The organism is Arthrobacter paludis, assembly GCF_056782315.1.
In genome coordinates this window covers 1-14,882 of record NZ_JBXAEW010000026.1, presented here as the reverse complement: position 1 = coordinate 14,882, position 14,882 = coordinate 1, and the positions used below count along the sequence as shown (strand labels likewise).

The following is a 14,882-nucleotide window of genomic DNA, read 5'->3' as shown; positions in this document are numbered from 1 at the left end:
TCCCCGCGCGTGCCTAGCGTCGTGACTCGACGGAAGGACGCGCCCATGGAACCGGTCATCGACGTCGCCGGGCTCGAGAAGTCGTTCGGGGCCACGCGGGCCCTGCGGGGGCTCGACCTCGTCGTGCATCCCGGGGAGGTCCACGGCTTCCTCGGGCCCAATGGGGCGGGGAAGTCGACGACGCTGCGGATCCTGCTCGGACTCGTGCGGGCCGACGGCGGGCGGGCCCGGCTCTTCGGCGCCGACCCGTGGCGCGACGCCGTCCCGCTGCACCGGCGCCTGGCCTACGTCCCGGGCGAGGTCACGCTGTGGCCGAAGCTGACGGGCGGGGAGGCGATCGACCTGCTCGGCGGGCTGCGCGGGAACCGACACGACCGGCGCCGCCGCGACGCCCTGCTCGAGCGCTTCGACCTGGACCCCGGCCGCAGGACCCGCGCCTACTCCAAGGGCAACCGCCAGAAGGTCGCGCTGGTCGCGGCGCTCGCGGCCGACGTCGAACTGCTGGTCCTCGACGAGCCCACGTCCGGACTGGACCCGCTCATGGAGCTCGTCTTCCAGGACGCCGTCCGCGAGGCCGCCGCGCGGGGGACCACCGTCCTGCTCTCCAGCCACCTCCTGGCCGAGGTCGAGGCGCTCTGCCCGCGGGTGACGATCATCCGGGAGGGACTGACCGTCCAGTCGGGGTCGCTGGCCGACCTGCGCCGGCTCACCCGCAGCACCGTCCTGGCGGAGACCGGCGCGGACCCCGCCGCCCTGGCCGCCCTGCCCGGGGTCCACGGGCTCGCCGCCGAGGACGGGCGGTTGCGCTTCACCGTCGACGAGGACGCACTGGGCGCCGCCGTCGACCTCCTGTCCCGCTCCGGGCTGCGGTCGCTGACGTGCACGCCGCCGAGCCTCGAGGACCTCTTCGTCCACCACTACGGCCCGGCCGGGCCGCCGGGACCGGGGACGGGCGCGGAGCCCGGCGCCGTCCGCCAGCCGGGGGAACGGCCGTGAGCCCGGCCGAGCCGTTCGCCGGCACCGGGCGGCTCGCCCGGACGATGCTGCGGCGGGACCGCGTGCGCATCCCCGCCTGGGCGGCGGCCGTCGCCGGGCTGGTCGGCTACGCGGCGCTCGCCGTGCCCGCCGCCTACCCGGACGCGGAGGCCCTGCAGACCCGCGCCGCGATCATGCGGCAGCCGGCCGGCGCCGTGCTGGCCGGGCCCGGCTACGGGCTCGACGACTACACGGTGGAGCGGATGGTGGCGAACGAGCTGCTGGGCATGTGCGCCGTGGCCGTCGCCGTCATGTCCCTCCTGCTCGCGGTCCGGCACACCCGCGGCGACGAGGAGGACGGGCGGACCGAATTGGTGCTGGCCGCGCCCGTGGGCCGGCGCGCGCCCCTGACGGCCGCGCTGCTGGTGCTGGCCGTGGCCGACGCGGCCGTCGGCGCCGCGGTGGCCGCGGCCCTGCTGGCCAACGGGTTCGCGGTCCCGGACTCGCTGGCGTGCGGGGCGGCCCTGGCCGCCATGGGCCTGGCTTTCGGCGGGGTAGGTGCCGCGGCGGCCCAGGCGTCCGGGCGGGCCCGGACGGCCTCGGGCCTGGCGGGTGCCGCCGTCGGGCTCGCCTTCGTGCTGCGCGCGGTCGGAGACGCCCGGGAGCCGGGCGGCAGCGCGCTGTCGTGGGCCTCGCCGATCGGCTGGGTCCAGCAGCTGCGCGCCTTCGTGGACCTGCGGTGGTGGCCGCTGTTGCTGGTGCTGGCCCTCGCCGCCGTGGCCGCGGCGGTGGCCTACGGGCTGGCGGCCCGGCGCGACCTCGGCGCCGGGCTCCTGCCGGAGCGCGGCGGGCGGACGCGGGCGACGGCGGCGTCCCGGACCCTGCCCGGCCTGGCGGCGCGGCTCGAGCGGGGCCGGCTGCTGTGGTGGGCCGTGGGCCTGTTCGCTTTCGCGGCGCTGACCGGCTCGCTCGCCGGGCCGATCACCGACGCGTTCGAGAGCCGGCCCGAGTTGCTGGCCGTCCTGGGCGCCGGCGGGGGCGGCGACCTCGTCAGGCAGGCCATGGGCGCGTTCCTGCGGTACTTCGCCATGGCCGTCGCGGTGTACGCGGCCCTCGCGGCGCGGCCCCTGCGCGCCGACGAGCAGGCCGGGCGCGCCGAGCTGGTGCTGGCCGGGGGAGTGCGCCGGACGTGGTGGGTGGCGGTGCCGCTGCTGGTCTCCGTCGCCGGCTCCGCCGTGCTGTTGGCGGTGTCCGGGCTGGGCCTCGGGGCCGGCGCGGCCGTCGAGCTCGGCGGCGACGCGGCCGGGGAGTTCGCCCTGGCCGGACTGGCCTACCTGCCGCTCGTGGCGTGTTGGGCGGCGGGCTCCGTGGTGCTCTACGCGGTGCGGGTCGGACCGGCCCCGCTGTGGGCGGCGCTGGGCGCGGTGATGGTGGTGGGCCTTTACGGGCCCCTGCTGAACCTGCCGGGCGCGGTGCTGAACGCCGAGCCGTTCGGGTCCATCGACGCGCTGCCCGGCGAGGCCCCGGCCGCCGGACCGCTGTGGGCCGCGGCGGGCGCCGCCGTCGTGCTCGCCGCCGCCGCGGCGGTGGCGTTCCGGCGCCGCGACGTCCAGGCCTGAGTGGCGTTCCCGCCGGGGTTCCCCCGCGGCCGGGCCCGTGCGGGAATGGCCCCATGGACTTTACGCCGCGGCACGCGATCGTCACCGGTTCGGACTCGGGCATCGGGCGGGCCACCGCCGTGGCCCTCGCCCGCGACGGGCTGGACGTCGGCATCACGTGGCACTCCGACGAGGACGGGGCCCGCGAGACCGCGCGGCTCGTCGCGGCGGAGGGGCGCCGCGCCGCCGTCGCGCACCTGGACACGACCGACCCCGCCTCCTGTGTCGCGGCCGTCGACGCGCTGGCCGCCGACCTCGGCGGGCTGGACGTGTTCGTCAACAACTCCGGCCGCGGCGTCATGCGCCCCTTCCTGGAGCTCGGGTACGAGGAGTGGCGGGCCGTCCTCGCCACCGACCTGGACGGAGCGTTCCTGTGCCTGCAGCGGGCGGCGCGGCACCTCGTGGACGCCGGGAGGCCGGGCCGGATCGTGGCCGTGACCAGCGTGCACGAGCACCAGCCGATGGTCGGCTCGTCCGCCTACGACGCCGCGAAGCACGGCCTCGGCGGCCTCGTGAAGGCCATGGCCCTCGAGCTGGCGCCGCACGGGATCACCGTCAACGCCGTCGCCCCGGGGGAGATCGCGACGGCGATGACTGGGCAGGAGGACGCCGACCCGCAGTCCGTCCACCGCCCCGGCATCCCCGCCGGCCGCCCGGGGCACGCGAACGAGGTTGCCGACGTCATCGCGTTCCTCGCCTCGCCGCGTGCCTCCTACGTCACCGGGGCGTCGTGGGCGGTCGACGGCGGGATGCTGAACATGGGCCCGCAGGCCGGGGCGGCCGTCGCCGACGACTCCTGGCGCAGCGTCTAGGGGGCCCCCGAAGGCGCACCGGCCTTCCGGTGCGGCTCCCTCGTGTGCCACCCCGCACTTTAGGGATGGCACCCGGGCCGGTCTCGGGACAATGATGGGGGAGCCCAGACAACGCCGTCCTATCCACGGGGTCCCAGCCGCCGTCCACCCCAGGGGCCCAACCGCATCAAACCACACCCGTTGATCTCGGGGAGGGCTGAAGAGCATGGCACTCCAGGATTTTCGATCGGGCGCTCTCGAGCAGGGCGCACAAGACCACGCACGCGGCCCGACCCGCCGCAGGGTGCTGGTCGGGCTTGCCGCCGTCGCCGGCGCGATGGCCGCAGACGGCCTGGCGGCTCCGCCGGTCAGGGCCACGACCACGACCTCGGCCGGACCGGTGACGCTCGGTGAGTTCATGGAGCTCTCCGACGTCCTGACCGACGGGGAGTTCAGCCTGCGCGACGAGGTGGGCCGGCAGTACCTGCGCGCCCTGGGTGGGGATCCGGCCCACGCGCAAACCCTGCGCGTGCTGGTCAACGGCACGGTGCGCCTGAACCGCCCACCCAGGACGTTCGACGAGGTCCGCCGCAGCGGACTCTTGGATGACGACGCCGTGGCGGAGACCGCCCGGCAGGTCCTGGTCCACTGGTACTCCGGCCTGGTCAACGGCCGCGCCGCGGACTACCTCGGGGCCCTGGCCTGGGAAACGCTGCCGTTCACCGAGCCGGCCAGCACGGAGATCGGCTTCTCGAAATGGGATGACGTGCCATGAGCGACACCCTCACCACCGATGTCGTCGTCGTCGGTTCCGGCGTGGCCGGGGCCCTGGTCGCCGACGTGCTCGCCCGCGCGGGCGCCGGCGTCATCGTGCTCGAAGCCGGGCCACCGGTGGATCGCGACCAGGCGGTCGGGGTCTTCCGGGCCGCCCCCGCGAAGGTCCCCGAGAGCCCCTACCCGAACGTGCCGTGGGCTCCACACCCGACCAGCCTGGAGATCGGGGTTCCCGGAACCGGCTACTTCATCCAGAACGGCCCCGATGCCTTCGGCTCCACCTACGAGCGGATCGTGGGCGGCACCACCTGGCACTGGCTGGGCAGCACGCCGCGGCTGTTGCCCCGGGACTTCGAGATGCGGACCCGGTTCGGCGTCGGCGTGGATTGGCCGATCACCTACGAGGAGCTCGATCCGTGGTACGTCCGGGCGGAGCACGAAATGGGTGTCGCCGGGGACTCGAACGAGGACCTGGGGTCCCCGCGCAGCGCGGGCTACCCCATGCCGGCGATCCCGACCAGCTACCTGGACCAGGTGATCGGCCGGGCCGCTGCCGGGGTCGGCCTGCGGGTGCGCTCGACGCCGCAGGCACGCAACTCCGAGTCCTCCTTCAACGACCGTCCGCGCTGCGAGGGGAACAGCAACTGCATCCCCATTTGCCCGATTGGCGCGAAGTACGACGCGCTGGTCCACCTGGAGCGCGCCCAGGAGAACGGCGCACGGCTGGTGTCCAACGCCGTGGTGTTCGACGTGCTGGTCAGCGGTGGCCGCGCCACCGGGGTGCGCTTCCGCACGCCCGACCGGACCGACCACACGGTGCTGGCCGACGCCGTGGTCCTGGCCGCGCACGCCATCGAGACACCGAAGCTCCTGCTGTCCAGCGACAACGGGCGGGGAGTGGCGAACTCTTCGGATCTGGTGGGCCGCAACCTGATGGACCACCCCATCCAGCTGTCGTGGGCCCTGTCCCGCGATCCGGTGTACCCCCAGCGCGGCCCAGGCTCCACGGCCGGGATCGACAGCACCCGCGAGCGTCCCGACGCGGGCACGCGCGGCGCGTTCCGCGTCGAGCTCGGCAACGACGGATGGCGGTTTCCGGTCGGTGATCCGACGTTCGAGTTCACGGCCCCCGCTCCGTTTCCGCGGCTCCGCGAAGGCGGCCATGCCCTGGCGAGACGCTGGAACGAGCACGTCCAGCGCGAGATCCGGTTTGCCAGCTCGATCGAGCAGCTGCCCGACCCGGGAAACCGCATCGTGCCGGACTTCGACAACCTCGACGACATCGGACTGCCCCGTCCCCGCATCTCCTTCACCGTCGACGGGTATGTCCGCGCCGGCATGGCCGACGCGGCGGCGGTCCACGAGACGCTGTTCGCGGAGCTCGACGCCACCGAGCGCAACCACTCCGACGTCGCCTTCGGTGCCGGGCACGTCATGGGAACGACGGTGATGGGTGACGACCCGGCCGCCTCGGTGGTGGATGCGGAGGGGCGCAGCCATGACGTGCCGAACCTGTGGGTGGTCGGTTCGTCGGTGTTCCCCACCGTCGGCACGGCCAACCCGACCCTGACGCTGGCGGCGCTGGCCCTGCGGACGGCGGATCGGTTGGTGGCGCACACGGCGTGAAGCGCCGCTGCAGGGACCGGAGCCCCGGTCGTCAGCCGTCCTGGCGGAGGCCCACCCGGGCCGCGGAGCGGACCGCGTCCGCGAGCCGGGACAGGCGCTCCGCGTCGAGCGTCCACGCCTGCCAGTGCAGCGGCACGTCCTCGGCCGGCGCGCCCGGCAGCTCCACGAGCGATCCGGCGGCCAGGTGCGGGGCCAGCTGCGGCTCCGGGACCATGCCCCAACCCAGGCCCGCGGCGGCGGCCGCGACGAACCCCTCCGAGGACGGGACCGTGTGCAGCGGTGGCCGGGCCCCGGGGTCCAGGGCCCGCAGCGTCCGGGCCTGCAGGTCGTCCTTGGAGTTGAAGCGCAGCACGGGCATCCGGGCCCAGTCCACGGCTCCGTGGTCCGTGTGGGCCGCGGCGAGGCCGGGGGCCGCGGCCGGCACGTAGCGCATCGTACCGAGGGGCTCGGAGCGGCAGCCGTTGACGGGCGAGGGGTCCGACGTGATGGCGCCGACGACGTCGCCGCGCCGCAGGAGCCGGGTGCAGTGGTCCTGGTCCTCGACGTGCAGCTCCAGCGTGGTGTCGGTCCAGCCGGCGGCGGCCTCGAGCACGGGGACGAACCAGGTGGCGAGGGAGTCCGCGTTGACGGCGACGGGGGTGGTGGAGCGGGCCGCCGTGCCGCCGAGCGCCGCGCGGGCCTCGGCCGCGAGCGTGGACATCTGCCGTGCGGTGCGCAGCAGGATCGTGCCCGCCTCCGTGGGGGTGCACGGGACGGTCCGGCGGAGGACCACCCGGCCGACGGCCGACTCGAGCGCCTTGATGCGCTGGCTGACGGCGGAGGGCGTGATGCGCAGGGCGTCCGCGGCGGCCTCGAACGTCCCCTCGTCGACGATGGCCGCGAGGGCCTCGAGCTGCTGGAGGTTCATGAAGCAATGCTAATGATTATTCAGTTTTCCGTGTTTGTTTTGATCCCTGCCGCGTGGCTACGCTCGGCTGCATGTGGAGCGTGTGGGGGGCCGGGATGGCCGCGGGGCTGGCCCTGATCGTCGCGATCGGGGCGCAGAACGCGTTCGTCCTGCGCCAGGGCGTGCGGCGCGAGCACGTGGGCACCGTCGTCGTCCTCTGCCTGCTCAGCGACGTCGTCCTGATCCTCGCCGGGACGGCCGGCATTGGCGCGCTCGTGACGGCGTTCCCGGCCGCCCTGGACGTGCTGCGCTGGGGCGGCGCCGCGTACCTGGTGTGGTTCGCCGCCCTGTCGCTGCGGGCGGCGCTGCGGCCGGCCGCGCTGACGGCCGAGTCGGCCCGCTCGCGCGGCTCGATCGTCGCGACGACCCTCGCCCTGACGTACCTCAACCCGCACGTCTACCTGGACACCGTGGTGCTGCTCGGGAGCCTGGCCAACCAGCACGGCGCCGAGCGGTGGGTGTTCGCGGCCGGGGCCGCGGCGGGCAGCGTCCTGTGGTTCACCGCCCTCGGCTACGGGGCCCGGGCCCTCGCCGGCGTGCTGCGGAACCCGCGCACGTGGCGGTGGGTCGACGTCGGCGTCGCCGTCGTGATGGTCGCCCTGGCCGTGAAGCTGGTGCTCGGCTAGGGCGGCCCCGGCCGGGTCAGGCGTGGCGCAGGCCGAACTTCCGTTCGCGGTGCCGGAACGCCGGGCCGAGGCCCTGCTGGACCAGGAAGGCGAGGCCCGCCAGGGCTGCGCCGACGATCGCGACCACCGTCATGGGGGCCGCGTTGAACTGCGCAAAGGGCACGAGCGCCATGGCCACCAGGGGAATGAGCGTCAACAGCGCGCCCGCGGGGTTCGCGTGCATCCACGCCGGCGCGAGGGCCCCGAGCAGCGCGACGCCGGCGCCGAGGACCAGCAGCAGCCCGATGAGCCCGGACCAGTCGTTGATGTCCCGCTCGAGGAGTTCCTCCCCGGCCTGGCCGAAGAGCACCGGCCAGACGGCGATGATGCCGCAGGCAATGACGCCGATGAGCAGCAGCCGGACGATCCAATAGGCGGCTCGCATGGTTCCCCCTTCTCTCGTGCCTCCGGTTCCGACCGTACGCCCGCGGCCCGGCCCGCTCAAGGGTGGCGCGAGCGCGGCTGGTGGCGGAAACGCCGCGGGGGCGCCCCGGCCTGGGCCGGGACGCCCCCGCGGGGACGGCGGGTGCCTAGAAGTACTTGCGGAGCGTTCCCTCGTGGGCCTCGCGCAGCTCCGCCAGGTCCAGCGTGAACTCGCCCTGGACCTCGAGCGCGCCGGACTCGGCGTCGACCACGCCCAGGCGGACCACCGGGTAGCCGCGGGCGCCGACCATGTCGTTGAACCGGACCTCCTCGGAGCGCGGCACGGCGACGACTGCGCGGGCCTGCGTCTCGGAGAACAGCGCGGTGAACGCGTCGATCCCGTCGCGCTCGCACAGGTCGCCGAGGGCGACGCGGGCGCCGACGCCGTAGCGCAGGCACATCTCGGACAGGGCCGCGGCGAGGCCGCCCTCGGAGACGTCGTGCGCGGCGTCGACCATGCCGTCGCGGGACGCGTTGACCAGCAGCTCGCCCAGCAGCTTCTCGGCCGCGAGGTCGACCTTCGGGGGCAGGCCGCCGAGGTGCCCGCGCAGGTTCGCGAACTCGGAGCCGTCCAGCTCGTCGGCGGTCGTGCCCAGCAGGTAGACGGCCTGGCCGTCGGCGTCGGCGCGCCACCCCGACGGGGTGCGGCGGGCGACGTCGTCGAACTTGCCGAGCGTCGCGACCACCGGCGTGGGGTGGATGGCCTTGTCGCCGGTCTGGTTGTAGAGGGAGACGTTGCCGCCGGTGACCGGCACGCCCAGCTCCATGCACGCGTCGGCCAGGCCGCGGATGCCCTCGGCCAGCTGCCACATCACCGCGGGGTCCTCGGGGGAGCCGTAGTTCAGGCAGTCGGAGACCGCGGCCGGCACGGCGCCGGACGTGGACACGTTGCGGTAGGACTCCGCCAGCGCCAGCTGCGCACCGGCGTACGGGTCCAGGTAGGCGTAGCGGCCGTTGGCGTCCGTGGCGATCGCGACGCCCAGGCCGGTCTGCTCGTCGACGCGGACCACGCCGGCGTCGTCCGGGGACGACAGGGCCGTGTTGCCGCCGACGTAGCGGTCGTACTGGTCCGTGATCCAGGACTTGTCGCACATGTTCGGGCTGGCGACCAGCTCGAGCACGGCGGCCTTCAGCCCGTCGCCGGTCGACGGCAGGTCCGCGCCCTGCGCCGAGGCGCGGAACGTGTCGGCCTGCAGCGCGTCCTGCCACTCGGGGCGGGCGTAGGGGCGGTCGTAGACTGGGCCCTCGTGGGCGACCGTCTTCGGGTCGACGTCGACGATGATCTCGCCGTTCCACGTGATGATCAGGCGGTTGTCGTCGGTGACCTCGCCGAGCCAGGAGTACTCGACGTTCCACTTGTCCATGGCCGCCTCGAAGGCCGCCACGTTCTCCGGCGTCACGACGGCCATCATGCGCTCCTGCGACTCCGACATCAGGATCTCGCCCGGGGTCAGGGTGGGGTCGCGCAGCAGGACGTCGGTCAGCTCGACGCGCATGCCGCCCTCGCCGTTGGACGCCAGCTCGCTCGTGGCGCAGGAGATGCCCGCGGCGCCGAGGTCCTGGATGCCCTCGACGAGGGAGTTCTTGAACAGCTCGAGGCAGCACTCGATGAGCACCTTCTCGGCGAACGGGTCGCCGACCTGCACGGCCGGGCGCTTGGATGGCTTCGAGTCGTCGAAGGACTCCGAGGCCAGCACGGAGGCGCCGCCGATGCCGTCGCCGCCGGTGCGGGCGCCGAAGAGGACCACCTTGTTGCCGACGCCGGACGCGTTGGCCAGGCGCAGGTCCTCGTGGCGCAGCACGCCCACGGCCAGGGCGTTGACGAGCGGGTTGCCCTGGTAGATCGGGTCGAAGACCGTCTCGCCGCCGATGTTCGGCAGGCCCAGCGAGTTGCCGTAGCCGCCGATGCCGGACACGACGCCGTGGACCACGCGCTGCGAGTCCGGGTGGTCGATCGCGCCGAAGCGCAGCGGGTCCATCACGGCCACCGGGCGGGCGCCCATGGAGATGATGTCGCGCACGATCCCGCCGATGCCGGTCGCCGCCCCCTGGTAGGGCTCGACGAACGACGGCGAGTTGTGGGACTCGATCTTGAAGGTCACGGCCCAGCCGTCGCCCAGGTCGGTGACGCCGGCGTTCTCGCCGATGCCGACCATGAGGTCCTTCTTCATCTCCTCCGTGACCTTCTGGCCGAACTGGCGCAGGTGGTTCTTGGTGGACTTGTACGAGCAGTGCTCGGACCACATCACGGAGTACATCGCCAGCTCGGCGGCCGTCGGGCGGCGGCCGAGGATCTTGACGATCTCGTCGAACTCGTTCTGCTTCAGGCCCAGCTCGGCCCAGGGCAGCTCGACGTCGGGGGACGACGCCGCGTTCTCGACGGTGTCGATGTTGAACTGCTTGGTCTCGGTCTGCGCGGAGCTCACTTGCTGCCTCCAACGAGGTGGGTCAATACGGACGTGAAGAGGCCCAGGCCGTCGGTGCCGGTGTGGTCCGGGCCGTAGCCGGCCTCGATGGCGTGCTCCGGGTGGGGCATGAGGCCGACGACGTTGCCGGCGGCGTTGGAGATGCCCGCGATCCCGCGGCGGGACCCGTTCGGGTTCCAGCCGACGTAGCGGAACACGACGCGGCCCTCCGCCTCCAGCTCGTCGAGGACCTTCTCGTCGGCCACGTACTGGCCGTCCTGGTTCTTCAGCGGGATGGTGATCTCCTGGCCGGCGGAGTAGCCGTTGGTCCAGGCCGTGGAGTCGTTCTCGACGCGCAGCACTTGGTCGCGGCACAGGAACTTCAGGTGGTCGTTCTTGATCATCGAACCGGGCAGCAGGTGCGACTCGGTGAGGACCTGGAAGCCGTTGCAGATGCCCAGCACCGGCAGCTTGGCGTCCGAGTTCGCGGCGTCGATGATGCGGTCCATCATGGGCGCGAACCGCGCGATCGCGCCCGCGCGCAGGTAGTCGCCGTAGGAGAATCCGCCGGGGAGGACGACGGCGTCGACGTCGCCCAGCTCGGTGTCCGCGTACCAGAGGGGCACGGCCTCCGCGCCGGCGGCGCGCACGGCGCGGGCCGCGTCGCGGTCGTCCAGCGTGCCGGGGAACGTGACGACGCCGATGCGGGCGCCGGACAGCTCGGCGTCCGGCGTCGAGTAGTCGCCGATCAGGGGGAGTTCGGTGCTCATTAGTCCGCGACGACCTCGACGTTGATGACGTCCTCGATCACCGGGTTCGACAGCAGCGTCGCCGCCGCGTTGCGGGCCTGGTCCAGGACGGCCTCGGTCACCTCGCCCTCGACGGCCAGCTCGAAGCGCTTGCCCTGGCGCACCCCGGCGAACGCGTCGAAGCCGAGGCGGGGCAGGGCGCCGACGATGGCCTTGCCCTGCGGGTCAAGGATCTCGGGCTTGGGCATGACATCAACAACGATCCGGGGCATCCGGCGACTCCTGTGCGCGAGGGGTGGGTGGACGCCCGCGGAGGTGCCGTCTCACGCCCGGGGGGTGTGGGCGCTCCGCGAGCTTGCCCCTCCAGTCTACCGGTTTGTGGTATGACTCTCCGGCCGCCCGTGGGCAGGGTCACTTGCCGCCGCTACGCTGTGCTCATGGCATCCGAACAGACGCCCCGTTCCGGGCCCCGCTCGCTGCTTTTGCCGATCCTCGGCGCCGCCCTCGCGGCCGGGTTCGTGCGGATGATCCGGCAGAAGCGGCGCGACGAGATGGCCCGCACCGAGGCGGAGGCGCGCGGGGCGCGCCGCCGCGGCCCGGAGGGGCCGGGCGGTTCCGCGCGTGCCTAGCGGAGGGGGCGACGGCGGCGCCCGCGCCGGGGGAGGTCCCGGTCCCGGAGCCCCGGCCGCCGGGGTCCCCGGCCCCGCCGACCGGTGCCCCTGCGGCTCCGGCGACGCCTGGTCCGGGTGCTGCGGCGGCTACCTCGCGGCCCACGCCGCGGGCGGCGACTGGAACGGACCGCCGACGGCCGAGGCGCTGATGCGCTCCCGGTACGGCGCGTTCGTGGCCGGGGATGCCGCCTACCTGTTGGCCACGTGGCACCCCGACACGCGTCCGGACTCGCTCGAGGTGGACCCGGGCATCGAGTGGCGGCTGCTGCGGATCGACGCGGCCGAGGGCGGCGGCCCGTTCGACGCCTCCGGGACCGTCGAGTTCACCGCCCACTACCGGACCGCGGACGGCCGCGGGGCGCAGCGCGAGCGCTCCCGGTTCGTGCGCGAGGGCGGGCGCTGGTTCTACGTGGACGGGGACGTCGCCGACTGACCCGGACGCGGCGAGGCCCCGCCCGACGGGGAGTCGGGCGGAGCCTCGTGGCGCCGGCCGGGGTCGGCCCGGCCGGTGGGGGAGTGGCGTCAGCGGATCGCGACGACCCCGAACAGGACCGCGGAGCACAGCATGGCCAGGGAGACCACGCAGGCCCGCCACAGGACCTTCCTGTGGTGGTCGCCGAGGTCCACCTTGGCCAGGGAGACGAGCAGCAGGATCGCCGGCACCAGCGGGGACTGCATGTGCACGGGCTGGCCGGTGATCGAGGCGCGGGCCATCTCGACGGCGGGGATGCCGTAGTGCGCGCCGGTCTCGGTCAGCACCGGCAGGATCCCGAAGTAGAAGGCGTCGTTGCTCAGGAAGAACGTGCCCGGGATGGACAGCAGGCCCGTCAGGATGGCCAGGTTCGGGCCGAGCGCGTCCGGGATGGCGGTCACCAGCCACTCGGACATGGCCTCGACCATCCCCGTGCCGGAGAGGACGCCCGTCAGGACGGCGGCCGCCAGCACCATGGAGACCACGGCGATGATCTCGGACGAGTGCGACGTGAGCATCTTGGCCTGGTCGGAGACCTTCGGGAAGTTCACGAGGAGGGCGAGCGCGGTGCCGACCATGAACAGGTACGGCAGCGGCAGGATGTCGATGACCAGCAGCACCATGATGGACGCGGTCAGCGCCAGGTTGAACCAGAACAGCTTCGGGCGCAGCGTGGGCCGGTTCGGGTCCAGGACGGTGTCGGCCAGGGTCTCGTCGACCGTCTCGACGCGCTCCAGCAGGGCGGTGCCGCCGCCGGCGCCGGACGGGGTCGCGGGGACGGGGGCGCCGGAGCCCTGGGTGCCGGAGCCGGGGTTGCCCGGGCCGGCCGCGGCCGCGCCGCCCCAGCGCTCCGGGTCCTGCTTGCGCAGGCGGCGGCGCTCGGAGACGCCAAGGGTCCAGGCGAAGAGGAAGACGACGGCGAGGCCGACGGCGAGCGAGGGGATCATCGGGACGAACACGTCGGAGGCGTCGACGCCCAGGGCGGCGGCGGCGCGGGCCGTCGGGCCGCCCCACGGGACGATGTTGAGCGTGCCGTTGGTCAGGCCCGCCACGCAGGTGAGCACGACGGGGCTCAGGCCGAGCCGCTGGTAGATCGGCAGCAGGGCGCCGGTCACGACGATGAACGTGGTCGAGCCGTCCCCATCCAGGGAGATCAGGGCGGTCAGGAGCGCGGTGCCGAGGACGACCTTGGCCGGGTCGTTCCCGACGAGGCGCAGGATGCCGGCCACGAGGCGGTCGAACAGGCCGACGTCGATCATGATCCCGAAGTAGGCGATCGCGAACATCAGCAGCGCCGCGGTGGAGGACATGTCCGCGACGGCCTCGAGCACCATGTCGCCGATCCCTAGGCCGGCGCCGGCGAACAGCCCGAACGCGGTCGGGACGATGATGAGGGCAAGCAGCGGCGTCAGCCGCTTGGTCATGATGAGGGCCATGAAGGTGGCGATCATCGCGAAGCCCAGGAGGACAAGCATGGTGGCTCCTTGATGAGGGGCGTGCCGGGTGGGCCCGGCCGGACGGCGCACGGTGGCCGTGCGCCATGCCACAGTACGGTGACCCGGGCCACGCGCCGGGGCTTGTGCTCGAGAGGGTGGGATGAACCCATTCGGTGCATTCTGTGCATTGTGCTCAGTGGTGGCTAGGTGTAGTTCCCACTGACGTTGTGAACGCGGCTGATGGGGGCCTTGCCGCCGATGCCGAAATGGGGTCGGTGGTGATTGTAGTCGTGTAGCCACTGCGTGTAGGCCGCGGCGCGCTCGGCCTCGGAGCGGTACGGGCGGGCGTAGGCCCACTCGGCATTGAGGGTGCGGTTGAAGCGCTCGACCTTGCCGTTGGTCTGGGGCCGGTACGGGCGCGTGTACCGGTGCTTCACGTTCGGGCCCAGGGCCTGGTTGAAGGCCTTGGAGCGGTAGCAGGAGCCGTTGTCGGTCAGCACCGCCTTGACCACGATCCCGTGGGCCGCGAAGAACGCCACGGCCCGCAGCCAGAAGCCGGCGGCGGTCTCCTTGCGCTCGTCGTTGAGTATCTCGGAGTAGGCCAGCCGGGAATGGTCATCCACGGCGTGGTGCAGGTAGGCGTAGCCGGCGCGTTGGCGCTTGGAGGCCCGGTGCTGGGCCGAGCCGCGCCCGTGGACGCGGTGCCCGCCACCGTCGGGGATCCGGGGCTGTTTCTTGATGTCGACGTGGATGAGGCTGCCGGGCTCGTCGTGTTCGTAGCGGCGCGGTGCCGGGCGGCGCACCGGCAGGCCCGTGGCCTGGTCCAGGGCGCCCAGCCGGGGCATCCGCAGCCGGTTGAGCACCTTCCACACCGTGGAGCGGGGCAGGTTCAGGTGCCCGGCGATCCGGTGCGGTCCCCACCGTCGGTTGAACCGCAACGCGACGATCCGCCGCTCGGTCCGCTGCGCGGTGCGCCGGGGCTGGCGACGCGGCACGGATGCCGCGTCGGTCAGCCCCGCCTGGCCGCGGGCCCGGTACCGGTCCGCCCACTTCTTGGCCGTGGAAGGCGAGACCTGGAACCGCTCAGCGGCCCGGCGCAACGGCCACCCCTGCTCGACGACCAGCACAGCGAGCTTCAGCCTGGCCTGGAAGGACAGGGCCGCGTTGGCATGGGTAACGTAGGGCAAGAGGACCTCCGGTGGTCGAGATGAGTGTGGTAACCCAAATCGATACCGGAGGTCCTCGCCGTTTACATCACGCCACGCTGTTCACAACGTCCTTGGGAACTACA

The 14,882-nt window shown here is 73.5% G+C and carries 15 protein-coding genes; 8 read left to right on the top strand and 7 right to left on the bottom strand.

What is annotated here, in order from left to right; translation table 11 throughout:
• The first annotated feature begins 45 nt into the window (after positions 1–45).
• The 5 genes from AC1Q5D_RS17100 to AC1Q5D_RS17080 all read left to right on the top strand — a co-directional run bounded on the left by AC1Q5D_RS17100 (position 46) and on the right by AC1Q5D_RS17080 (position 5,824).
• Complete coding sequence (locus AC1Q5D_RS17100; protein WP_481739660.1) at positions 46–996, top strand: ABC transporter ATP-binding protein; 951 nt, start codon at positions 46–48, stop codon at positions 994–996.
• Positions 993–2,594 carry an ABC transporter permease gene (locus tag AC1Q5D_RS17095; RefSeq protein WP_481739659.1) on the top strand — a complete coding sequence of 534 codons (1,602 nt, stop codon included), beginning with the start codon at positions 993–995 and terminating at the stop codon, positions 2,592–2,594. The genes AC1Q5D_RS17100 and AC1Q5D_RS17095 overlap by 4 nt, the downstream gene beginning before the upstream one ends.
• 53 nt (positions 2,595–2,647) lie before the next feature.
• The gene (locus AC1Q5D_RS17090; RefSeq protein ID WP_481739658.1) at positions 2,648–3,445 is read left to right on the top strand and encodes an SDR family oxidoreductase; all 798 of its coding nucleotides are present in this window, start codon (positions 2,648–2,650) and stop codon (positions 3,443–3,445) included.
• Positions 3,446–3,650: 205 nt separating this feature from the next.
• Positions 3,651–4,199 (top strand): sugar dehydrogenase complex small subunit, encoded by a 549-nt coding sequence (locus tag AC1Q5D_RS17085; RefSeq protein ID WP_481739657.1) that lies wholly within the window; start codon positions 3,651–3,653, stop codon positions 4,197–4,199.
• Positions 4,196–5,824: a GMC family oxidoreductase gene (locus AC1Q5D_RS17080; protein WP_481739656.1), complete on the top strand. Its 1,629-nt coding sequence runs from the start codon at positions 4,196–4,198 to the stop codon at positions 5,822–5,824. Before AC1Q5D_RS17085 ends, AC1Q5D_RS17080 begins: the two co-directional genes overlap by 4 nt.
• Before the next feature lie 31 nt (positions 5,825–5,855).
• On the opposite strand, the gene AC1Q5D_RS17075 is transcribed toward AC1Q5D_RS17080, so the two are convergent.
• Entirely contained in the window at positions 5,856–6,731 is an 876-nt protein-coding gene (locus AC1Q5D_RS17075) for a LysR family transcriptional regulator ArgP (RefSeq protein WP_481739655.1), read from the bottom strand.
• 71 nt (positions 6,732–6,802) lie between these two features.
• On the opposite strand from AC1Q5D_RS17075, the gene AC1Q5D_RS17070 reads away from it, so the two are divergent.
• The gene (locus AC1Q5D_RS17070) at positions 6,803–7,396 is read left to right on the top strand and encodes a LysE/ArgO family amino acid transporter (RefSeq protein WP_481739654.1); all 594 of its coding nucleotides are present in this window, start codon (positions 6,803–6,805) and stop codon (positions 7,394–7,396) included.
• Positions 7,397–7,412: 16 nt separating this feature from the next.
• Here the strand turns inward: AC1Q5D_RS17070 and AC1Q5D_RS17065 are convergent, their stop codons facing one another.
• The 4 genes from AC1Q5D_RS17065 to purS all read right to left on the bottom strand — a co-directional run bounded on the left by AC1Q5D_RS17065 (position 7,413) and on the right by purS (position 11,284).
• Positions 7,413–7,820 (bottom strand): hypothetical protein, encoded by a 408-nt coding sequence (locus tag AC1Q5D_RS17065; protein WP_481739653.1) that lies wholly within the window; start codon positions 7,818–7,820, stop codon positions 7,413–7,415.
• Between the two features lie 145 nt (positions 7,821–7,965).
• A complete protein-coding gene (gene purL, locus AC1Q5D_RS17060) occupies positions 7,966–10,284 on the bottom strand; it encodes a phosphoribosylformylglycinamidine synthase subunit PurL (RefSeq protein WP_481739652.1) in 2,319 nt (772 codons plus the stop codon).
• Positions 10,281–11,033 (bottom strand): phosphoribosylformylglycinamidine synthase subunit PurQ, encoded by a 753-nt coding sequence (gene purQ, locus AC1Q5D_RS17055; protein WP_481739651.1) that lies wholly within the window; start codon positions 11,031–11,033, stop codon positions 10,281–10,283. Before purQ ends, purL begins: the two co-directional genes overlap by 4 nt.
• Positions 11,033–11,284 carry a phosphoribosylformylglycinamidine synthase subunit PurS gene (purS, locus tag AC1Q5D_RS17050; protein WP_481739650.1) on the bottom strand — a complete coding sequence of 84 codons (252 nt, stop codon included), beginning with the start codon at positions 11,282–11,284 and terminating at the stop codon, positions 11,033–11,035. Before purS ends, purQ begins: the two co-directional genes overlap by 1 nt.
• Before the next feature lie 165 nt (positions 11,285–11,449).
• Here purS and AC1Q5D_RS17045 point away from each other — a divergent pair, with 165 nt between their 5' ends.
• The gene (locus AC1Q5D_RS17045; protein ID WP_481739649.1) at positions 11,450–11,641 is read left to right on the top strand and encodes a hypothetical protein; all 192 of its coding nucleotides are present in this window, start codon (positions 11,450–11,452) and stop codon (positions 11,639–11,641) included.
• Positions 11,634–12,116 (top strand): YchJ family protein, encoded by a 483-nt coding sequence (locus AC1Q5D_RS17040; RefSeq protein WP_481739648.1) that lies wholly within the window; start codon positions 11,634–11,636, stop codon positions 12,114–12,116. Before AC1Q5D_RS17045 ends, AC1Q5D_RS17040 begins: the two co-directional genes overlap by 8 nt.
• Positions 12,117–12,205: 89 nt before the next feature.
• On the opposite strand, the gene AC1Q5D_RS17035 is transcribed toward AC1Q5D_RS17040, so the two are convergent.
• Together AC1Q5D_RS17035 and AC1Q5D_RS17030 are read right to left on the bottom strand one after the other, a co-directional pair.
• Positions 12,206–13,630: a CitMHS family transporter gene (locus AC1Q5D_RS17035; RefSeq protein ID WP_481739647.1), complete on the bottom strand. Its 1,425-nt coding sequence runs from the start codon at positions 13,628–13,630 to the stop codon at positions 12,206–12,208.
• A 164-nt stretch (positions 13,631–13,794) separates the two neighbouring features.
• The gene (locus AC1Q5D_RS17030) at positions 13,795–14,778 is read right to left on the bottom strand and encodes an IS481 family transposase (RefSeq protein WP_481739646.1); all 984 of its coding nucleotides are present in this window, start codon (positions 14,776–14,778) and stop codon (positions 13,795–13,797) included.
• Positions 14,779–14,882 lie beyond the last annotated feature (104 nt).